This is a genomic window from Niastella vici, from assembly GCF_002077945.1.
Classification (GTDB): domain Bacteria; phylum Bacteroidota; class Bacteroidia; order Chitinophagales; family Chitinophagaceae; genus Niastella; species Niastella vici.
This window is the reverse complement of the sequence record NZ_LVYD01000046.1, coordinates 198,684-219,255: the sequence shown is the minus strand read 5'-3', so window position 1 is coordinate 219,255 and position 20,572 is coordinate 198,684. Positions and strand designations below refer to the sequence as shown.

The 20,572-nt window shown below is 45.3% G+C and carries 16 protein-coding genes; 7 read left to right on the top strand and 9 right to left on the bottom strand.

Going from position 1 to position 20,572, the window contains the following annotated elements; translation table 11 throughout:
- Positions 1 to 123 precede the first annotated feature (123 nt).
- Complete coding sequence (locus A3860_RS42115) at positions 124 to 855, top strand: FKBP-type peptidyl-prolyl cis-trans isomerase (protein ID WP_081148006.1); 732 nt, start codon at positions 124 to 126, stop codon at positions 853 to 855.
- Positions 856 to 925: 70 nt separating this feature from the next.
- On the opposite strand, the gene A3860_RS17390 is transcribed toward A3860_RS42115, so the two are convergent.
- From A3860_RS17390 to A3860_RS17380, 3 genes are all read right to left on the bottom strand, one after another.
- Positions 926 to 2,725, bottom strand: coding sequence for a DUF4139 domain-containing protein (locus A3860_RS17390; protein WP_081148005.1), 1,800 nt, complete (start codon positions 2,723 to 2,725; stop codon positions 926 to 928).
- Positions 2,726 to 2,962: 237 nt separating this feature from the next.
- A complete protein-coding gene (gene glgP / locus A3860_RS17385; protein WP_081148004.1) occupies positions 2,963 to 4,618 on the bottom strand; it encodes an alpha-glucan family phosphorylase in 1,656 nt (551 codons plus the stop codon).
- 180 nt (positions 4,619 to 4,798) lie between these two features.
- The gene (locus tag A3860_RS17380) at positions 4,799 to 5,749 is read right to left on the bottom strand and encodes a hypothetical protein (RefSeq protein WP_143774153.1); all 951 of its coding nucleotides are present in this window, start codon (positions 5,747 to 5,749) and stop codon (positions 4,799 to 4,801) included.
- Positions 5,750 to 6,009: 260 nt separating this feature from the next.
- Here A3860_RS17380 and A3860_RS17375 point away from each other — a divergent pair, with 260 nt between their 5' ends.
- Positions 6,010 to 6,678: a metal-dependent transcriptional regulator gene (locus A3860_RS17375; protein WP_081148002.1), complete on the top strand. Its 669-nt coding sequence runs from the start codon at positions 6,010 to 6,012 to the stop codon at positions 6,676 to 6,678.
- On the top strand, positions 6,668 to 8,548 hold the full coding sequence (locus tag A3860_RS17370; RefSeq protein ID WP_081148001.1) for an Nramp family divalent metal transporter: 1,881 nt from the start codon (positions 6,668 to 6,670) through the stop codon (positions 8,546 to 8,548). Before A3860_RS17375 ends, A3860_RS17370 begins: the two co-directional genes overlap by 11 nt.
- Positions 8,549 to 8,550: 2 nt before the next feature.
- Here the strand turns inward: A3860_RS17370 and A3860_RS17365 are convergent, their stop codons facing one another.
- Together A3860_RS17365 and A3860_RS17360 are read right to left on the bottom strand one after the other, a co-directional pair.
- Positions 8,551 to 9,165, bottom strand: coding sequence for a Crp/Fnr family transcriptional regulator (locus tag A3860_RS17365; RefSeq protein ID WP_081148000.1), 615 nt, complete (start codon positions 9,163 to 9,165; stop codon positions 8,551 to 8,553).
- Between the two features lie 9 nt (positions 9,166 to 9,174).
- Positions 9,175 to 9,777 carry a Crp/Fnr family transcriptional regulator gene (locus A3860_RS17360; protein ID WP_081147999.1) on the bottom strand — a complete coding sequence of 201 codons (603 nt, stop codon included), beginning with the start codon at positions 9,775 to 9,777 and terminating at the stop codon, positions 9,175 to 9,177.
- Between the two features lie 193 nt (positions 9,778 to 9,970).
- On the opposite strand from A3860_RS17360, the gene A3860_RS17355 reads away from it, so the two are divergent.
- Complete coding sequence (locus A3860_RS17355; protein ID WP_081147998.1) at positions 9,971 to 11,206, top strand: isocitrate dehydrogenase (NADP(+)); 1,236 nt, start codon at positions 9,971 to 9,973, stop codon at positions 11,204 to 11,206.
- A 1,239-nt stretch (positions 11,207 to 12,445) separates the two neighbouring features.
- Here the strand turns inward: A3860_RS17355 and A3860_RS17350 are convergent.
- The gene (locus A3860_RS17350; protein WP_081147997.1) at positions 12,446 to 14,353 is read right to left on the bottom strand and encodes a beta-N-acetylhexosaminidase; all 1,908 of its coding nucleotides are present in this window, start codon (positions 14,351 to 14,353) and stop codon (positions 12,446 to 12,448) included.
- 138 nt (positions 14,354 to 14,491) lie between these two features.
- Between A3860_RS17350 and A3860_RS17345 the strand changes: the two genes are divergently transcribed.
- The 3 genes from A3860_RS17345 (at position 14,492) to A3860_RS17335 (ending at position 17,541) form a co-directional block, all read left to right on the top strand.
- Entirely contained in the window at positions 14,492 to 15,319 is an 828-nt protein-coding gene (locus tag A3860_RS17345; RefSeq protein ID WP_081147996.1) for a universal stress protein, read from the top strand.
- A 71-nt stretch (positions 15,320 to 15,390) separates the two neighbouring features.
- Positions 15,391 to 16,299: a LysR substrate-binding domain-containing protein gene (locus A3860_RS17340; protein ID WP_081147995.1), complete on the top strand. Its 909-nt coding sequence runs from the start codon at positions 15,391 to 15,393 to the stop codon at positions 16,297 to 16,299.
- Positions 16,300 to 16,365: 66 nt separating this feature from the next.
- On the top strand, positions 16,366 to 17,541 hold the full coding sequence (locus tag A3860_RS17335; protein WP_081147994.1) for a threonine synthase: 1,176 nt from the start codon (positions 16,366 to 16,368) through the stop codon (positions 17,539 to 17,541).
- Between the two features lie 140 nt (positions 17,542 to 17,681).
- On the opposite strand, the gene A3860_RS17330 is transcribed toward A3860_RS17335, so the two are convergent.
- The 3 genes from A3860_RS17330 to bshB1 all read right to left on the bottom strand — a co-directional run bounded on the left by A3860_RS17330 (position 17,682) and on the right by bshB1 (position 20,528).
- Positions 17,682 to 18,755 carry an agmatine deiminase family protein gene (locus A3860_RS17330; RefSeq protein ID WP_081147993.1) on the bottom strand — a complete coding sequence of 358 codons (1,074 nt, stop codon included), beginning with the start codon at positions 18,753 to 18,755 and terminating at the stop codon, positions 17,682 to 17,684.
- A gap of 66 nt (positions 18,756 to 18,821) precedes the next feature.
- A complete protein-coding gene (locus tag A3860_RS17325; protein WP_081147992.1) occupies positions 18,822 to 19,697 on the bottom strand; it encodes a carbon-nitrogen hydrolase in 876 nt (291 codons plus the stop codon).
- 93 nt (positions 19,698 to 19,790) lie between these two features.
- Positions 19,791 to 20,528 carry a bacillithiol biosynthesis deacetylase BshB1 gene (gene bshB1, locus A3860_RS17320; RefSeq protein WP_081147991.1) on the bottom strand — a complete coding sequence of 246 codons (738 nt, stop codon included), beginning with the start codon at positions 20,526 to 20,528 and terminating at the stop codon, positions 19,791 to 19,793.
- Positions 20,529 to 20,572 lie beyond the last annotated feature (44 nt).

Below are 20,572 nucleotides of genomic sequence, written 5' to 3'. Positions count from 1 at the left end.
CATGAATCTTACTCCCGGCAAGCCGGGATAGGCTATGGCAAAATTTTCATGGGATTATGTGTTAAATGAAAATTTTGCCATGGACGATTCATTCACTTACTTTTGGTCCCTAAAATTATTGTAATGAAAAAATATGTGCTGTTGGCTTTAACCTTTTTACCAGCCGCCACCCTGTTGGCCCAGGCTCCAGCTAAAAAGAAGCCTGCTACAGCTGCTAAAAAACCAGCTGCCCAAACCGCTCCCGCGGCTCCTGCTTTGAAAAATTCTGCCGATTCATTCAGTTATGCCATTGGCTTAAGCATCGCCAGCTTTTATAAAGCCCAGGGCATAAGCGATATAAACAACCAGTTAGTACTGAAAGCCCTTGCAGATGCTAAAACAGACAAACCCCTGTTGAATGAAACCCAGGTAAACAACTGCATTGTAAGCTATATGCAGAATGCACGCAGTGCCAAAGCCGGTCCAAACAAAAAAGCAGGTCTTGCCTTCCTGGCCGAAAATAAAAAGAAACCCGGTATAGTTACCACTGCAAGCGGTTTGCAATACCAGGTTATAAAAGAAGGTAATGGCCCCAAACCAGGCCTCGAAGACCAGGTAAAAGTTCATTACCATGGTACATTAATAGATGGTACCGTATTCGACAGCTCAGTTGAACGCGGACAACCCATCACCCTTGGTTTAAAAAACGTTATTCCCGGTTGGACGGAAGCGTTACAATTAATGCCGGTTGGCAGCAAATGGAAACTGTTCATCCCTTCTGATCTGGCTTACGGCGACAACCCTGCCGGACCAACGATCAAAGAGGGTTCCACATTGATCTTCGAAGTAGAACTGCTTGAGATCGTAAAGCAATAAAATAAAATATGGTTGCTTCGCAGCTAAATGGCGAAGCAACCATATTCAATTCGATTCCCGGCGTTCCCGCTTACCAATTAATGAGCTTATCTTTCGGGTACTTCACACTGTAGCTCACGCGGAACTTCTTTATTTCACCCGGCGCCAGCTGTGGTTTCCAGGTTAAAATACCAGTTTCACTATTCACTGAAGCCCCATCAGATTGCAACAGCTCCACTTCAATATCTTTATTCGTTGACAATGGATATTGATCACGCAACTCCATTTGCACCGCTTCTTTCTTATTGTTCCGTATGGTTATTTCATACGTAAAGGTTTGCTTTTTGTTGCTGCCCAGGAATTTTACACTGCTGAAATCAGCCAGCTTTTCCCTGGTTACCACCACCCGCTTATCTCTGCCCAGCGTAAGGTTCAGCGTATCCTGTACCGATTCGGCATTGATGGTGGTTTTACCAATATAGGTGCCTTCAAAAATAATATTGGCTTCGCCCGGTAACAGGTTCAAGGCTTCCCAGTCAACAACCTCCCCCAACAAATAAGCATCCTTATCTATTTTGGGAACGCTGTAATATTTGTACAGGGCCGGTATCTTGAAATCTTTCAGGTTCACATTCTGTTCTTTTCCATTCGAAGGCACATCATAGGGCAGGTCAATATCGAATACCACATTCAGCTGGTTATCTTTCACCGATACATAATCGCCCATTTCCTTCAGCGTTACCATCACTACCCCACCGGCTGCCCGGGCACCGTAAACAGCACTCGCCGATGCATCTTTTAATACTTCCATGCTTTTGATGGCCCTGGGATCAATTCGTGAAAACTCATCCTTGCTCATGGGTGAACCATTTACAACATACATGGGTTCGTTCTGTTCTTTTTTTTCATTAGAATCATATGACTTATAACTACCGGTTCCCCGAATTCGTAATTCAGCAGCAGGCGCAGCTGATGAAACAGATAATCCTGCTACCCGGCCCTCAAGCGCCAACAAAGGGTTATTAGGGGAATAATACCCAAGGAACCAGCTATTTATTTCCGGCGCATTATTATGCTGGGCAGGAACCGAGGTACTCAGGGCCAGCTTCACATGTTGCCAGTCGATGCCGGTGCTTTGCACCAGTTTGGCTTTATAAGCCAGGGAAACAGGTTTGTTGATATTTTCCACCCGCAGATCATAGGTTGGGTTCCAGCCGGCTGAAGGCGTTACATACGATATCGTAAAATCATACTGGCCGGCCATAGGGCAGTACAATTGTAACAGCAACCTGCCGATCGTTTTATTATTCTTCTGTTCTTCCTCTTTTATCTGTTTATTTATTTTGGCTATGGTCTCAAACAGCTTCGATTCTTTTTCCCTGTAGCGGCTGAGCTCATTTTGCAATTCCAGCGTTTTTGTTTTATAGTACTCCATCATTTTAGTAAGCTCAACCACACTCACCCCGGTTTGATCGCCGCGGATCTCTTTGTTCGCTTTTAACAGGTCTAATAATTCCTGATCGGTCTTTAACACTACCTGCACTTTGGTAATTTCATCATTTACCGATTCCAGCGAATCTTCCAGTTTCTTTACAATGGGTAGTTTTTGTTCGTTGCGGAGATAATTGGTTGAGAACTCAACCGAAAGAATGGTCACATTACCATTGCTGCCTATTTGCAGGCTGTTTTTATCAATGATGTTACTGATATTATCTATTATCAGTTCATTATTTCCCTGGTTCAGGGTGGCTTTGGTTGTATGCGTTAATTCGGCGCCGGCCCTGTACACCATGGCCGATCTTAATACGGATGATACAATATTCTTATCATCGCCGGCCCATACCTGTACCACTACCGACAGGGATATTAAAAAGATAAACATTCGCTTCATATAATTCATTTTGGTGAGTGATTTCAGGATAGATGCACCAGAATTAATTATTACATAAGCGCCCGAAAAAAAGAAGTAAGAAGTAGGAAGTAGGATAATACTATTCAACATTCATTAACAAAAAAAGGACCACCTGCATCACAGATGATCCTTAATATATTTTTAGAACTTTTTAACTTTCTTACTTCTTACCTCCTACTTCTTACCTCAGCCTCATAAAACTAAGATCTCCTTCTTCTACTTATAAAGCAACTCATAATACTCATTTGCCATGCGCCCTGAGTCGAACTGAAAACGCACATCGCGCATCCCGTTTTTGGCAATCTGGCGCCAGGTATCATAGCGTTCATAATACATAGGCAGAATATCATGTTCCAACAGCTCATATATTTTATCGAGGTCGTATTGGTCCTGCTCCTGTACGCTCATTTTGGCGTAATCGGGCTTGGGCACCACAAAACCATTATGTCCCTGGTCAATGAACTCGGGTATCCAACCATCAAGGGTAGAGAAGTTAATAGCGCCATTCATGGCAGCGGTCATACCGCTGGTACCGGAGGCTTCACGCGGAACACGCGGGTTATTCAACCACACATCGGCCGCCTGTTTCATGCGCTTTGATAACCCCAATTCATAACCGACAAGCACTGCCACGTTCTTATACCCCTTGCTGATATGCACCAGGCTGTTGAAATCATTAATAGCAGGGTAATCCATTGGGTATGGCTTACCAGCCCAAATGATCTGCACGGGATATTTGGTACTGCTCAATAATTTTTCAAAACGGGCTTTATCGCGTGTCAGCAGCTCGGCGCGTTTGTAACCGGCAAAGCGGCGTGCCCATACAATGGTAAATACATTCGGGTTGAACAATTTACCGGTTTGATCGGCTACTATATCAAACGCCCGGCGCTTGAGGTATTTCTTGCGGTCATCCCACCAGCTGTCATTGCCTTCTTCTGCCGCGCGGTACAATTGTTTATCGGCCCAGTAACGCCAGTTCTGCGCATTGGTGATGCTAATGATGGGACAAATATTCTCATACCTTTCCCACATATGTCTCGATACTTCGCCATGTAATTTCGATACGCCGTTTGCGAGGTGGGCAAAACGCAAGGCTACCAGCGAGTGATTGAACTGGTCATCCTGAATACCCGTGAGCTTTCGCACTTCATCGATGCTTAAGCCACAGAAATAACTCATTTTATGGCACAGGTGAATATCATGCTTTTCATTTCCCGCTTCTTCAGGCGTGTGTGTGGTGAACACCAGCCGCTTCTTCACTTCCTCAACCTTGTTGCCGAATTTTTTATACAGGTAAAAAACTGAGGATACGCCATGCGCTTCATTCAAATGATACAGCTCGGGATTAAATCCAATTTCATCCATGAGCTTGGCGCCACCCACACCCAGTAAAATAAACTGGGCAACCTTGGTAGCTACATTGGCATCATATAAACGGTGCGTAATGGTTTGCGAAACATGATCGTTCTCGGGCAGGTCAGTGCTCAGTAAGAACAAGGGCGCCGTCTTGAATGTTTCGGGGTTCAGGTAATAGGCTTTCACCCATACCAGGTGATCGTGAATGGTGATCTGGAATTTAATGCCTGTATCTTCGAGGAAATGATAATACTTTTCGAGCCAGGTTACCTGCAGGGTATGGTCCTGGTTACGGGCCTGATCATAATATCCGTACTTCCACAAAATACCAATGCCCACCATGTTTTGCTGTAACTCATAGGCACTGCGTAAATGCGAACCTGATAAAAAACCAAGGCCGCCGCTGTAGATCTTCAATGGCTGGTGAACGGCAAACTCCATTGAGAAATAAGCTACCCGCTTGCTGTATTTTCCTTCTATCGGGTAAGGAACTGTAAAATTGGTAAAACTCATATACACTGATCTTTTTTATACATACAGGTATCGATCTTTTTGATCGTGCCCTGAGGTTGATTAAACGCTACAAAAACGGGGCGAATATAGATAGTATTATACTAATGAATGTTAGTATACCGGTTATTATTTAACATATTAACGTGTTCCCCCCTATTCCATGGGAGCAGGCGCTTCTACTTACTTCTTTTTACCCTTCGCTGTTTTCTTCTTCCAGTAACTTCCGTTGAAAAAGCACTGGATATCACGATACGAACCACAACCGCCTTTTTCCCTCATAGTGACTTTATTGCCCGCAAATACAAACTCAAGCGAGCAGGGGTTATCACTTTTAACAAATTGTGCCACCGTTGGTGAAATAAAACGTGCCGCCCCTTTTAATTCGCCGATGCACTTGCCACCATTCTTTTCAAAATGAACAAAGAACACTATTTCAGAAGCATTTTTTCCATCGCGTATTGAAACGAAATTCCGGTCATTTTCTACATAATCACCTGAAAATTTATGATTGGCCCTCATGGTATCAATGGGGTTCACAACATCCTGAATGATCTCTTCATTTGGCTCTGTTACTATAAGGGTAAAATTATCCCCGTTCCGGTCATAAAAATAGATGTTCCTTTTAAAGACCGCATCTGCGCCGGCTTTTTTGGTTTCGTGGTAGGTGGTGATCTGAAATTTTGAATCGAGCAGGCCATATGCGGAGGTATAGTGATCGAACCCGGTTCGCACCAATGGCATTGCCTTTAAGAATTTATTATCATGACTAAAACAGGCGAGGTAAACCACCCGTTTGCCACCCGATGCCACCTGGGTAAACAAATAACTTTCTTTTTCTTTTTCGGCTGTTCGTCCCAGCGCATAAATTTTAGGCATGGCATTTTTGCCAAAGTCCTTACGCCATACACTGTCAGGTATAAATTTGGAAACTACATTCAGCCCTATAGCCATTGAATCATTTGGCTTTCTTAATAACATGGTATCAGCTATCATATAGGGCAAATTAACTTCAGGATAAAATGCCACGAAATCTGCTGCGGTCTCTATTTCACCCGCCTGTAATGTTTTCGTTTTGTCCTTGCATGCAAATAATAGTAGAACCAAACCCAAACTTAAAAGGTACTTCTTCATAAAATATCCGATAGCTGTTGATGGATAAAAATAAGCATTCATCCCCATTTCAAAAAGAAAAGGCCACTCTCCCCCTCCATTTCAACGGATTAGAAAACCCTAAGTGCCTGATTAGGCAGGCAATGAAATTACGTTTATAATCAACGGGTTATTTAACACGGCATTGTTTGGATGCACGCAAATTATTTTTTAGATTTGTCTAAATTTTATTTTAGGTAAGCAATAAAAGCAGGTGTTCTTCGTATTAAAATAACAATCGTATGGGTCCAAAATATTCGAGCAGCAGGGAGAATTACCTGAAAGCGATCTTTCACCTGCAGGAAATACACGGTACTGTAACCACCAACGATGTTGCCAGTGAAATGCAAACCCGCCCGGCTTCAGTGACCGATATGCTGAAGAAACTGAAAGCCCAGAAATTATTATTGTATGAAAAATATAAGGGGTTTAAACTGAGCACGGAAGGGCGAAAAGTAGCCTTGCAGATCATTCGTAAACACCGGTTATGGGAATATTTCCTGGTTGAAAAATTGCGTTTTGGCTGGGATGAAGTGCATGAAATGGCCGAAGAGCTGGAACACATCAGCAGCAAAAAACTGGTCGACCGCCTCGATGAATTTTTAGGGTTCCCTAAAACCGATCCGCACGGCGATCCCATCCCCGATAGCCAGGGCCGGTTTACGCTCCCCCGGCAGGTCGATCTGTTGAACCTGCCCGTGAACCAACAGGCCGAAGTAAGCGGCATCGGCGATCAGTCGGCAGAGATCCTTGAATTATTGAACCACAAACACATTGCCCTTGGCACCCGGCTCGAAGTAAAGAAAAAGTTTGCCTTTGATAATTCGCTCGAATTAAAAATAAAAAATCAGTCACCCGTAACCATTAGTGAACACGTAGCAAAAAACGTATTTGTGAAATATGAGGAATAGAATAAAAGGGGAAGCATCGTTAAGTGAGGTACATGGATCAGTTGATATAAGTACGAAAAGTATAGGCTGGCGGCGTATCCTTGCTTTTTTCGGTCCTGCCTACCTGGTGAGTGTAGGTTATATGGACCCCGGTAACTGGGCTACCGACCTGGCCGGTGGCAGCCATTTTGGCTATACGCTTATCTGGGTTTTATTGATGAGCAACCTGATGGCCCTGTTGCTGCAAACCCTCTCGGCCCGTCTGGGTATAGTTCGCGGGCGCGATCTGGCGCAGGCCAACCGCGAAACATATTCCCGCTCTGTAAACTTTATGTTATATGTGCTCGCAGAAATAGCTATTGCTGCCTGCGACCTGGCCGAAGTTTTGGGGATGGCCATTGGCATCAATCTGCTTACAGGGTTACCGCTTATCTGGGGGGTATCAATAACTGTTTTAGATACCTTTCTATTGTTGTTCCTGCAGCAGCTTGGCATACGTAAAATGGAAGCCTTTATTATTGGACTGGTCGCTATTGTGGGGCTCTCTTTCCTGATAGAAATTCTTATGGCCAAACCAAATTTTGGCGAAATGGCCACCGGCCTGGTTCCTACCCTGCCCAACGAACAGGCTTTATATATTGCCATCGGTATCATTGGCGCTACGGTAATGCCGCACAATTTGTATTTGCATTCTGCACTGGTGCAAACCCGTAAAATTGCCCGAACAAAAGAAGGTATTAAACAAGCCCTTAAATGGAGCTTTATTGATTCAGCCATTGCCCTTAATGTGGCATTCCTGGTGAATGCCGCCATATTGGTACTGGCAGCAACCACCTTTTTTAAAAAGGGCCTGGTTGAAGTGGCCGAGATCAAAGAGGCGCATCAGTTGCTGTCGGGTTTATTAGGATCAAAGGTAGCACCGGTATTATTTGCCGTTGCGTTGATCGCGGCCGGACAAAGCTCTACCATCACGGGCACCCTGGCGGGGCAGATCGTAATGGAAGGATACCTGCGCTTACGCATCAACCCCTGGATGCGCCGGCTGATCACCCGGTTGCTGGCCATTATTCCCGCCATTTTAGTAATTGCGATCTCCGGCGAAAAGGAAGTTGATGGCCTGCTGGTATTAAGCCAGGTTATCCTTAGCCTGCAATTGGGCTTTGCCATCATTCCCCTGATCCATTTTGTAAGCGATAAAAAAACAATGGGCGATTTTACAATTAAACCCATTGTGCAGGTGGCAGCCTGGTTAGTGACCGTAGTGCTGGTGTACCTCAACCTTCGCATGCTGTTTGATCAGGTCAGTTCGTTTTTTGCCACATCAACCAATATATTCTGGAAGGTGCTTATCATTGCAGGCGGCGCCACTTTCCTTGGCTTGCTGGTGTATATTATTTTCTATCCGTTCTTTAACAAAAGGGCAGCAGGATCCATTCAATTGCATAAGCAAATTGAAGGCTTGCAAAAACTCACCATTCCTTCTTATAAAAAGATTGCGGTAGCACTTGATTTTGGTGAGCATGATGATACCCTGCTGTCACACGCCATTGGGCAGGGCCAGGGCAATGCAGAATACCTGTTGATACATGTGGTGGAAAGCGCTTCGGCCCGTTTGCTGGGTCAGGAAAGCGATGATTTTGAAACCCGTAACGACGAAGCGCGGTTGCAATCGTATGTGCAACAACTGCACGATCAGGGCCTCATTGCAACCAGCCATCTTGGTTTCCGCGACCGGGCCGGGGAAATCGTTCGCATTATAAAAGAATCCAAAGCCGATATGCTGGTCATTGGCGCCCACCGCCACAGTGGTATCAAAGACTGGTTGTATGGAGAAACCATCAACTCGGTGCGGCACGAGTTGAAAATACCGATACTCGTAGTTAATTTATAGGCTTATAGCTTTTTTTGAAAGAGAAGGTGTTTCAACCGGCTGAATGTTTCGGGTTTAATATTGAGGTATGAAGCCAGGATCTTTTGCGGAACCCGTTGCAGCATATGCGGGTGGTTGTTCATGTAATCGATAAAGCGCTCTCTGGTACTCGTTTTTAACTGATCGAAATAGCGGGCGTCTTTTTTAATGAACATCTGCATTATGATAGAGCGGCCCAGTGCTTCGGCTTCCGGCACTTTATCAAGCGCCTCCTGCATGCGAAGGTAATGCATTGATACAAGCACGGTGGGTTCCAGGGCTTGAATAACCACATCTGACGGTACCCTATGATGAAAGGAAATTTCTGATTGAATAACGTGGCCTTCGGTGGCCAGCTGCAGGGTAACTTCACCCCTGATGGAAGATGGAACGTATTTACGAACGAGCCCTTTGATCACTACATTCAGGTAATCTTCCATGTCGCCCAGGTTTACGAGCTTCTTTTTTTTGTCGAACCGGCGGATCTCCAGATAAGGAATTAATTGTTCTACCCCTTCGCGGCTTATTGCTGAAAACCGCTGCAGATGGCCCAGTAACTGTTCATAACATTCCCTGGCAACAATATTTTTCTCCCCCATAAAAAAATATCATTTAAGATAAGGAGCATCTGAGTTCTTTTTGGCTCTCAACAGATGCTTAAGCCGGCTGAATGTTTCAGGCTTTATGTTCAGGTAAGATGCCAGGTATTTTTGCGGCACCCGCTGAAACAATTCCGGATTTTCAGTCATAAAACGCAAAAAGCGTTCTTTTGTGCTAAAACGGATGCGTTCCAGTTCCCATTTTTCTTTTTGCAAAAATAATTCAGTGATCACCAAACGGCTTAACCGTTCCAGTTTAGGGTAGCGGAGATATAACTGTTCTGCTCTGTCATGGTGCAGGGAATAAAAAGTGGTGGGCTCAATGGTCTCTATCACATATCCCGAAGGCATGCCTGAAAAATACGACACAGAAGAAGAGATGAGCTCCCCTTCCCTGGCAATTTGGGTTATTATCTCTTCTTTTCCTTTTAAAAAGAACTTTCGCGCCAACCCTTTTATAACGAAGTACAGGTACTTCTCCGTTTCGTTTACATCGGTTAGGCGAACTTTTTTGTCTACAGATCTTACCTCAATGGAATTGATAAGCGCTTCCAGTTCCTCGGCCGGAAGATCAATAAACTGGTCTATATACTTTTGTAATATAGCAACCATACTGCAAGTTATAATTTATCAACAATTATTAGTTGGTGTTTGACCGGGGACCTCATTAATTAAGTACAACTATGTACCGGGCTTAGGAAAAAACATCCTTCCTGTGCGCTGTTTGCCAGCTAAAAAGCCTTTTGCACATTTGGCCATTCTGCTGTAGGTTTGCACCCTTATTTGAAGGCAAAAACAAGCATTTATGGCACAAAAAATCAATGTACAGAATCCTGTTGTAGAACTGGATGGCGATGAAATGACACGCATTATCTGGAAGTTCATCAAGGATAAACTCATCCTCCCCTACATTAACGTCGATATCAAGTATTACGACCTGGGTATTGAATACCGCGACCAAACCAACGACCAGGTTACAGTTGATGCCGCCAATGCTATTAAACAGTATGGTGTAGGGATCAAATGTGCTACCATTACTCCCGATGAGGCTCGCGTAAAGGAATTCTCCCTGAAACAAATGTGGAAGAGCCCCAATGGTACCATTCGTAACATCCTCGATGGTACAGTTTTCCGTGAACCTATCGTTATCAACAATATCCCCCGTTTGGTTACCAACTGGACAGCCCCCATCATTGTTGGCCGTCACGCATTTGGCGATCAGTACCGGGCTACCGATACCGTAATCAAAGGAAAAGGCAAGCTCACCATGACCTTTACTCCTGAAGGCGGTGGCGAACCCCAAACCTTTGAAGTATTCAATTTCAAAGGCGATGGCGTGGCTATGACCATGTACAATACCGACGAAAGCGTGAAGGGTTTTGCCCGCAGCTGCTTCAACATGGCCCTCAGCAAAAAATGGCCTCTTTATTTGAGTACTAAGAACACAATTCTTAAAAAGTACGATGGCCGTTTCAAAGATATCTTCCAGGAGATCTTTGACAACGAATTTAAAAAAGCCTTCCAGGATGCCGGTATCGTATATGAGCACCGCCTCATCGATGACATGGTTGCCAGCGCCCTGAAATGGAACGGCAATTTTGTTTGGGCCTGTAAGAACTACGATGGCGACGTTCAAAGCGACACCGTTGCACAAGGCTTTGGTTCACTGGGCTTAATGACCTCTGTACTCATTACCCCCGACGGCAAAACCATGGAAGCTGAAGCAGCCCATGGCACCGTAACACGCCACTATCGCGACCACCAGGCCGGTAAACCTACGAGCACCAACCCTATCGCTTCCATCTTTGCATGGACAAGAGGTTTGGCCTTCCGCGGTAAACTGGACGGCAACCAAGCCCTTATAGACTTCTGCAACACATTAGAGTCTACCTGTATAGAAACAGTTGAAAGCGGTAAAATGACTAAAGATTTGGCCGTTTGTATCCACGGAAATAAAGTAGAACATGGAAAACACTTCCTGTATACTGAAGAATTCCTGGATGCTATTGATGCCAATCTGAAAAAGAAAATGGGTCTGTAAGCACCCTGCATCAGCAAAATAAACTGGTTATATATTATCAAAAAAGCGTCTACCGTTGGTAGGCGCTTTTTTATTGGCTGGAACCGGAGCTTCAGGCCCAATGTGGTTCAGTATATTTATTTAGGGCTAATTTACGGGCTAACCGCACTAAAGCAGGGTGAATAGTACTCCATCCTGCACTACCCCCTGCACCGGGGTTGCACCGGATACCAGGGCTGCAGTGCAACTCCGGTGCAACCCCAGTGCAACCCCTGGCGGGCATTTCACTAAGGTTTACCGTATCCGATATACTATCAAAGCTGGTTTACCATTGGTTTATGCAGCTAAAAAGGCTCCCTCCCGGCAAAGCCGGAAGAAAGCCTTTTGTGATGATAATACCCCTTAACTTACCTATTTGCCACCAACCCCTAAAGGGGGTTGGTTCTTATATTCGAGTTGGCTAACAAATATCAATGTTCGCTTATCACAGAAATCTTTCACCATTCACGATTGACCATTGACCATTGGTTACATTATCCGTGCCTGAGCAACCGCTAGCCATAAAATTCATGTTAAGGAAACCATAAACCCCACTTCAGCACCGGCCTTCATTCAATGATTTCTTCACCCTGAGACATAATTTCTACAAAAAAAGACCCCTCCCGGCTAACCGGATAGAGGCCTTTCAGAAATGATTGATTAAACCCTAAACCTGTACAGACTTTTGATGCAGAAACCACTACCCGGCTTAGCGTTTATCATCACATTTTATAAGGGCCGGTGATCTATTAAAATGACAGAATACGCAATAAATACGTTGCGCCTTCAGTTTAGTAAGGGTGTTAAAGATTAGATAATGTGAATACGAAAAAATAATTGCCGGGTGTAGCTTGTGATCATACGGCCACGACCATAGATAGTGCATATATAAAAAGTAGCCAGGATCACTGTCTTAAATATTACGACAAAATATATTTTGCCATAAGTTTGAAAAGCCCGAATGTTAATTTGTGAATTTGATTTTCACTTGTATTTTGCCGGAGGATTATCTGCCCCGTTGAATTACAACACATTGTCGAAACATTAACCAAATCGTTCACCCTGTTTTTTGAATAAAAAGTCTTCTTGCCAGGGGAACGCCTATGTACATGTGAAGGATTAAAAAAAGTACGGCCGGCGTTCCTACTTTCTTATAAAAGTAAAAGGTTCGAAGGGTATAGCCCCCATCGAACCTTTTCTTTTTATTTCATTTTCCCATTTCTATTTCTTCTTATCGGCCCGCTTCTTCAACTCGGCAATCGGGATCGTGATCATGCGGCCAATTGGGTCCTTGCCTCTGTACGTGATCACTCTAACATTTTGCACATCTACGGGTATTTTCACCGGCTGGCTGTATTTGGGATAAAAGCGGTCGGGGAATGAATTATCAAAACTGTAATAGATATCCAGTCCTTCCACCTCAGTGCTCAACTCCAGTTTCAGCTGATCGCCATCCCTGCTCACATTGATGATAGCATCGTACATGCTGGGCGCATACTTGATCTCGGCTACATTGAACCTTTCGAAATGCGCTTCTACCCGGCGTATAAAATCATTCCAGTTCTTTTTTTCTGCAGGCGACCAAACACACTCCGCTACCGCAAAAGCCCGGGGCCAGGTCATATATTGCACATGACGCATATTGTAGATCTGTTCTGTCCACAGGTTCGCCTGTCCGCCTTTTATATATTTAGGATCGGCGCCTTCGGGTACCGGTTCAAATTTGTACGAATCTTTTAACCGCACCGTTTTATACACAGGCGGCTCAATGGCCCCATCGCCCTGCATCAGATCGATGTAAACATTGTTGTTAGGGCTCATCACTACATCATGCTGCATTTTGGCAGCTTCGGCGCCGCCTTTTGAACCACGCCAGCTCATCACCGCAGCATTTGGAGCCAAACCGCCTTCCAGAATTTCATCCCACCCGATCAGTTTTTTACCTTTCGATTCAATGATCTTCTCTACTTTCTTTACAAAATAGCTTTGCACTTCGTGCAGGTCTTTCAGGTTCTCGCGTTGCATCAGTTGTTTGATGGCGTCGCTCTTCTCCCAAAAATTCTTCGCACATTCATCACCACCCATATGAATATATTCAAAGGGGAACAGCTGTGCTATTTCGGTGAACACTTTATCAAGCACTTCGTATACTTTATCATTGGCCGGGCACAGGGTGTTATCGACGAGCGCATAAAAACCGGTATCGGTCCATTGCATGAACTTTTCGCCTGAGGCTACGCGGTACGTACCGGGTGTGCACGACAACTCGGGGTAGGCAGCCACGGCAGCCATACTATGCCCCGGTACATCTACTTCGGGGAGAATGTTCACAAACCGGTCGGCCGCATATTTTATCAGTTCTTTTATATCGTCCTGGGTATAAAAACCACCGTAGGTACGCGGTTCATTTTCGGCAGGTGGCGTAAACGTGCCGAAGGTGCCGGTTTTATCGACCCGCCAGGCGCCCACTTCGGTAAGCTTTGGCAGCGATTTTATTTCAACGCGCCAGCCCTGGTCATCAGTGAGGTGTAAGTGCAGTAAATTGTATTTATACTTCACCATTTCGTCGATATACTCTTTTACCTGTTCTTTGGTAAAGAAGTGGCGCACCACATCAAACATCAAACCGCGCCAGGCAAAACGGGGATAATCGGTGATCTTTACGCCGGGAATGACCCAGGCTGTTTTTTTCGCCACCGAATGGCTTTCAATTTCTTTGGGCAGCAATTGTAATAAAGTTTGTACGCCATAAAACAAACCGGCCGCATCGTTGGCAGTCACCTGCACACTGGTGGGGGTTACATTTATTAAATACCCTTCTTTTCCCAGGGTTTGGTCGGCTGTTTTGTTCAGCTTAAAACCAATTGTATTGGCTTTAACGGCTGCAGGGGCAGCCGCCAGGGTAAAACCCGTAGCCAGGTGAACCTGGTCAGCAAAAAACCGCACTACGCGCTGCACATCGGCATTTTTGGCATCAGCCGTTACCTTCGTTTGGTTATTTAAACTGAACCGGGCGTTCGTTTTTTCGAGGGAAACCGGCTGCGGAATAATGGCAATATCAGTGGAGGTTTGAGCAAAAACTTTAGCAAGCATCCAGAAACTGGCAAATAACAAGCTGAGTGATTTCATATTAGGCGTTTATTGTTCGTGACTGGTTTAAAATTAAGGGAATTTCTGCGCCAACATTACGGAAAATTAATGCAAACGATTGATCCTCTTTATTGAATGATCATTAATTTGTAACTTCCCAAAAACAATCAAATACACATGAAGAAACTGCTGGTTCCAACTGATTTTTCTGATACATCGAAGAACGCGGCCGCTTTTGCCGCAAAACTGGCTGCAGACGTTCAAAATGCCAAGATCATATTGATCCATGTGTCTGATAAGATCACAGGCGGCTCAGATGGTTCGCCCCTTACCGAAGATGATGACGACCGCCGCGTTATTCTCACCCAGGCACTTGGCCAGTTGAAAGATGAATTGCTGGCTGTAGCGCAAGTACCTATTGAGTTTGTTATGGAAAAAGGTACTTCCCTGGTAGAGACCCTTACCCGCTATGTACGCCACCAGGCAATTGATATGGTGATCATGGGCATTACCGGGGCCACCCGCCTCGAGCAGATCTTTATGGGAAGCAATACCCTCGAAATGGCCAAGGAGAGCGCCTGCCCCGTACTGATCGTTCCGCCCGATGCCAATTACCGCCAGATCAAAAATGTGGTGCTGGCGAGCGACTTTAAAGATGTTGACACCACTATACCCGTGGCTCCGCTGAAAGCCACGCTCGACCTCTTTAAACCCAGCCTGCATATAGTGAATGTCGACAGCGAGCACTATGTAGAATTAACCGATGAATACAAGGCAGAAAGAGCCAAACTGGAAGCTATGCTCAAGAATTATGCGCCCGAATTCTATTTCATCAGGCAGTATGATTTCTTTGACGCCATCAGCCAGTTTGTAGAAGACAGGAATATCGACCTCATCGTGATAGTGCCCAAAGACCGCTCATTCCTGAGTGGGTTGTTCAAGACCAGCCATACCAAAAAGCTCGCCTATCACAGCCATGTACCCATTGTAGCAATACATGAATAAGGCTCATAAATAATTCAGGAAAGGCGTAGCTGAAAAGTTGCGCCTTTTTTTGGCAGCAGAAACAGGAATGTATGCTTAGTTACAGTCACGAAGTGTTTTTCGAAGTAGCCACTCACCTGAGCTTTTCCAAAGCCGCTGACATTTTATATATCAGTCAGCCGGCTATTACCAAACATATACAGTCGCTCGAAAAACACTATAAGGTAAGCCTGTTCGAACGCAAAGGCAATTCGGTATCGCTTACCAGCGAAGGCAAAATATTACTTGAATATGTTGTTGAAGGCCGCGAGTTGCAGCGGCAGCTGGAGTTTGAGCTTACCAAACAAAAGAACCTGCAGCAGGCCCGTGGTTCGCTTACGCTGGGCACCAGCACCACCATTTCACTGTATGTGATACCGCCCGTTTTTTCCGCCTTTCATCAGCAATATCCCAATATAGACCTCACGCTCATCAACCGCAATTCAGAGAACATATTAAAGGCCCTGCTCGATCATGAGATCGACCTCGCCATTACCGAAGGGCGCAACACCATCACTTCTGTGAAATATCAGTTCTTTTTAACAGATGAAGTAATTCCTGTGTGCAGCGCCAAAAGTGATCTGGTGAAGAAGAAGAATATTACACCCGAAGACCTTAAAAGCATACCCGTAGCTTTACGCGAAAGAGGTTCGGGCACGCTGCTGGCCGTTACAGAAGCTTTACAAAAATGTAAAGTAAGCATTGCCGATCTGCAGCACAAGATCGTTTTGGGCGGAACCGAAGCCCTTAAGAATTTTCTGCTCGATGATGTATGCCTTGGCTTTTTACCCCTGCGCTCCGTTGCACGGCAATTAAAGAATGGCGAACTGGTTCGGTTATCCATTCCAGGTTTACAAATACACCGCGCTTTTTATTTTATGCAGCGACGCGGTTCCGAAACCGACCGCATCAACCAACTCTTCATTAAACTGGCCACCAGTCACTATAACAAAAAGTTATAGCGTATAAGCAAACGGTATCGTTTCCCTCGTAGCAGGTTGTTACTTTTACTTTGTCAATACAGTACAATGAAAACAGTACAACCACTTACTTCGTTATCCCAACTGGCCTGTTCGCAATGCGGAAAGGTATACAGTGCGTTTGAGCTGCAAACTTTTTCTCCCTGTTGCCGCCAGCCTTTGGTGGCTGAATATAACCTGGCTGAAGCACCCGGTAAAACGGTGCTGTACAACCGGCCGGCTACCATGTGGCGGTATAAGGAAGTATTGCCCATTTTTGAAGAAGAAAATATTGTGAGCCTCGGCGAAGGCATGACGCCCATACTTGAATTAAAACATTTACAGGCACAGTACGAACTGCCGAATTTGTTCTTGAAAGATGAATCAAAAAACCCAACCGGTTCATTCAAAGCAAGAGGATTAAGTGCGGCAGTTTCAAAAGCAAAAGAATTTGGCGTACATACCTGTATCATTCCTACGGCGGGTAATGCCGGCGGCGCGCTGGCAGCCTATTGCGCCAAAGCGGGGATGAAAGCAATTGTAGTAATGCCCCGGCATACGCCCCAGGTATTTAAAGATGAATGTGAATTGTATGGCGCTGAATTGATACTGGTTGACGGACTCATCAGCGATTGCGCTAAGAAAGTAGCGCAGTTGAAAGAGAGCATAGCCTGTTTCGACATCTCCACCATGAAAGAGCCTTACCGCCTTGAAGGGAAAAAGACAATGGGGTATGAAATAGCCGAACAATTTAACTGGACGCTGCCCGATGTGATCCTCTACCCTACCGGCGGTGGTACGGGCCTAATTGGTATGTGGAAGGCATTTAAAGAAATGCAACAGCTGGACTGGATCGGTGATAAACTTCCCCGGATGTATGCAATACAGGCAGAGAACTGTGAACCCGTGGTTCAAACCTGGAAAGGACTACAACCCAATGCAAAGAATTATGTTGGTAAACCTTCACTCGCTAACGGACTGGCTGTGCCCAATCCTTTTGCCGAAAACATGATACTGCAGGTATTGCGCGAATCCAAGGGATTACCCCTGGCCGTTACTGATGCCGGGATGGTAGCAGCCGTAAAAGAAATCGCCCGCGAAGAAGGACTGATCATAGCACCCGAAGGCGGCGCTTTATGGAAAGGGTTATTGCAGTTAGTGAACGATGGCGTGGTTCAACGTGCGGAGAAGATATTGTTGTTGAATACCGGTTCGGGGTATAAATATTTAGAGAACATTCTTTAGGACGACGGTTGACAATAAACTGGCAGCTGGTGACTGGGAGTTACTGGTTGCCAGTTTTATTTTAATAAAGTTGCCATTAAAAAGAAACCGGCCCCGCTTAAACGAGACCGGTTTACTTTTAATTACTTTCTTACTCACCTTTAGAGGGCCACTGCTTCTGGCTCCTGCTGGCTCAAACAGTGAAAGCTTCCCAGTCCCCAAATGATATCGGTTGAATCAATACCTATCACTTTTCTATCGGGGAAACTTTGCTGAATAATTTGTAGGGCCTTATCATCATTGGCGCAACGGTATGTAGGCACAATGACTGCCGCATTGGCAATATAGAAATTGGCGTAAGAGGCTGGTAAACGTTGCCCTTCATGCACCACTGCATCGGGCATGGGTAGCTCGATGATATTCAATTGCTGGCCGTTTAACAACCGCATTTGTTTCAGCTGACGCAGGTTATGTTGTAACAGTTCGTAATTCTCGTCCTTCCTGTTCTCTTCTATCACCGTAAGCACCGTATTGCCATTTACAAAACGAACGGTATCATCAATATGGCCGTCGGTATCATCGCCTATAATTCCTTCATCGACCCATAAGACCTGTTCTATGCCATAATAGTTATACAGGTATGCTTCAATCTGCGCCTGGTTCAGGTGGGGGTTACGGTTAGGATTTAGCAAACAGGCTGTCGAGGTCAGCAAGGTTCCCTGTCCGTTAAATTCTACCGAGCCGCCTTCCATCACAATGCCGGGATGGTAAACGGGAATATTAAAATGTTTGCCAATTAAAGTAGGTATAACATCATCGAGGTCGTAAGGCGGATATTTATCGCCCCAGGCATTGTACCCCCAGTCAACAATTATTTTTTTAATACCGGCTTTGGGATTTATCAAAAAGGCCGGACCATGGTCACGGCACCAGGCATCATTGGTAGGGTGAATAAAGAACTGGATGTTCCCCAGGTTGGCACCGGCCTGGCGCAGGCAGTTGATGGCAAATGCTTTCATGGCATCATCAACCACATTAATGCACACCTTTTCACCCAGCGCCACTTCTTTTATGAACTGACTGTAATTGGGATAAATACTTTCAATTTTACCGGGCCATGAGGCTTCCTTATGCGGCCAGCTCAGCCAGGTGGCTGTATGCGGCGCAAATTCGGCGGGAAAGAAATATCCTAGTTCCTTGGGTGTCGGTGAATCCGGGAGTTGAAATGACTTCATCTTGGCTCGTTGATTCCTGAGTTTTTCAGTTATTCAGTTTGTTAGTTATTGAGTTCAACTAATAGCTTATTCTTCGTCAATAAATCGTTTGGTGATCGGCTGATAGGAATCTATTCTGCGGTCGCGCATAAAAGGCCAGTGTGTGCGATAGCGATCAGTTAAATTGGTGTCCAATTCCATCACATGCACTTCTTCCCTATCGTGCGAAGCCTGGTATAAAATGGTGCCGAACGGATTGCTCACAAACGAACCGCCCCAGAATTTCATGGCGCCGTTCTGCTCCAGTCCAACCCGGTTTACCCCCACCACATGCACGCCATTGGCCACGGCATGCCCGCGTTGAATGGTTTGCCAGGCATTGTATTGCTCAATATTGGTTTCCGAATCCTGTGAGGTAGCCCAGCCAATTGCAGTTGGGTAGAACAGGATCTCAGCACCCATCAGCGCAGTAATGCGCGCTGCTTCGGGATACCATTGGTCCCAACAGATCAACACACCAATTGTAGCAAAACGGGTTTTGAATACTTTATAACCAAGATCACCAGGCGTAAAATAGAACTTCTCGTAATACGCCGGGTCATCAGGAATATGCATCTTACGGTATTTACCCAAATAGGTACCATCTGCATCGAGCACCGCAGTGGTGTTATGATAAATACCCTGCGTTCTTTTTTCGAACAGGGAAGCAATGATCACCACACCTGTTTCCGCTGCCACTTTACTAAGTGCTTCTGTTGAAGGACCGGGAATGGGCTCAGCCAGTTTGAAGTTCTCATAATCTTCCACATCGCAGAAATACAGCGAGGTGAACAACTCCTGCAAACAAACGATCTGGGCGCCTTTGGCAGCTGCCTCACGTACTTTGGCGATCGCTTTTTGCAGATTTACTTCTTTATCATTGGTGCAACTCATTTGCACCATACCTATTTTTACTTTTGTCATTTTCTTTTGTGCTGGGTTCTAAGTTTCCGCATTATAACAAGGAACTTTCCAAATTGTTAAGCTGCTACCTTATCAAGTTGTTAACTTTTCTGTTTAGGTCTCAACCTGCAATAACGCATCCAGATTCCTGATCCCGATCTTCTTCTCACAAATAAATCCTTCCGCATATTTTACGCCAATACGCTTTCCCATCATGCGGGCCCGGCCAATTACGCTATCGAGGAAATCGGGTGTTGAAATATAGGTTTGCGGCCCTTCATTACCATTATCAGTATTGAAGAATTGTGTAGTATACGCTTTAATGGCCTCCATGCGCTGTTCAAATACATCCGAAATATCTACGAGCAAATCGGGCTCATGGTACCAGTCCTGCAAATAATGCAACACATATTTCGGGCGCCAGCGTTGTTGCGGCCTACCATTCTCATCCTTGGTTTCTATTTTTGCCAAACCCGATAAAAAACAGGCGGTTGCAATAAGGTGTCCCGCACGCCCATGATCGGGGTGACGGTCTTCCAGGGCATTTGCCAGCACCACTTCAGGCTGATATTTTCTGATAGCCTGAATCAGCTGCAACTGGTGTTCTTCATCATTTTTGAAAAAACCATCCCGCATTTTCAGGTTGGCGCGTACATGCACTCCCATGATCTGGGCTGCTTTGGCTGCTTCGGCATACCGGGTTTCAATAGTTCCCCGGGTGCCCAGTTCGCCTTGCGTAAGGTCGAGGATACCTGCTTTCTTACCCTGTTTAATTTCATTGAGGATTGTGCCAGAACAGCTCAGTTCCACATCGTCAGGATGAACGCCAATGGCCAGTAAATCCAGTTTCATAATAAAAATTGAGCCGCAAAGGTATGAAAAACATCCCGAAGCAA

Excerpts from the sequence above, each read along its gene's own strand:
- A3860_RS42115 (WP_081148006.1), top strand. The coding sequence starts at position 124 with ATGAAAAAATATGTGCTGTTGGCTTTAACCTTTTTACCAGCCGCCACC.
- A3860_RS17390 (WP_081148005.1), bottom strand. The coding sequence starts at position 2,725 with ATGAAGCGAATGTTTATCTTTTTAATATCCCTGTCGGTAGTGGTACAG.
- glgP (WP_081148004.1), bottom strand. The coding sequence starts at position 4,618 with ATGAGTTTTACCAATTTTACAGTTCCTTACCCGATAGAAGGAAAATAC.
- A3860_RS17380 (WP_143774153.1), bottom strand. The coding sequence starts at position 5,749 with ATGAAGAAGTACCTTTTAAGTTTGGGTTTGGTTCTACTATTATTTGCA.
- A3860_RS17375 (WP_081148002.1), top strand. The coding sequence starts at position 6,010 with ATGGGTCCAAAATATTCGAGCAGCAGGGAGAATTACCTGAAAGCGATC.
- A3860_RS17370 (WP_081148001.1), top strand. The coding sequence starts at position 6,668 with ATGAGGAATAGAATAAAAGGGGAAGCATCGTTAAGTGAGGTACATGGA.
- A3860_RS17365 (WP_081148000.1), bottom strand. The coding sequence starts at position 9,165 with ATGGGGGAGAAAAATATTGTTGCCAGGGAATGTTATGAACAGTTACTG.
- A3860_RS17360 (WP_081147999.1), bottom strand. The coding sequence starts at position 9,777 with ATGGTTGCTATATTACAAAAGTATATAGACCAGTTTATTGATCTTCCG.
- A3860_RS17355 (WP_081147998.1), top strand. The coding sequence starts at position 9,971 with ATGGCACAAAAAATCAATGTACAGAATCCTGTTGTAGAACTGGATGGC.
- A3860_RS17350 (WP_081147997.1), bottom strand. The coding sequence starts at position 14,353 with ATGAAATCACTCAGCTTGTTATTTGCCAGTTTCTGGATGCTTGCTAAA.
- A3860_RS17345 (WP_081147996.1), top strand. The coding sequence starts at position 14,492 with ATGAAGAAACTGCTGGTTCCAACTGATTTTTCTGATACATCGAAGAAC.
- A3860_RS17340 (WP_081147995.1), top strand. The coding sequence starts at position 15,391 with ATGCTTAGTTACAGTCACGAAGTGTTTTTCGAAGTAGCCACTCACCTG.
- A3860_RS17335 (WP_081147994.1), top strand. The coding sequence starts at position 16,366 with ATGAAAACAGTACAACCACTTACTTCGTTATCCCAACTGGCCTGTTCG.
- A3860_RS17330 (WP_081147993.1), bottom strand. The coding sequence starts at position 18,755 with ATGAAGTCATTTCAACTCCCGGATTCACCGACACCCAAGGAACTAGGA.
- A3860_RS17325 (WP_081147992.1), bottom strand. The coding sequence starts at position 19,697 with ATGACAAAAGTAAAAATAGGTATGGTGCAAATGAGTTGCACCAATGAT.
- bshB1 (WP_081147991.1), bottom strand. The coding sequence starts at position 20,528 with ATGAAACTGGATTTACTGGCCATTGGCGTTCATCCTGACGATGTGGAA.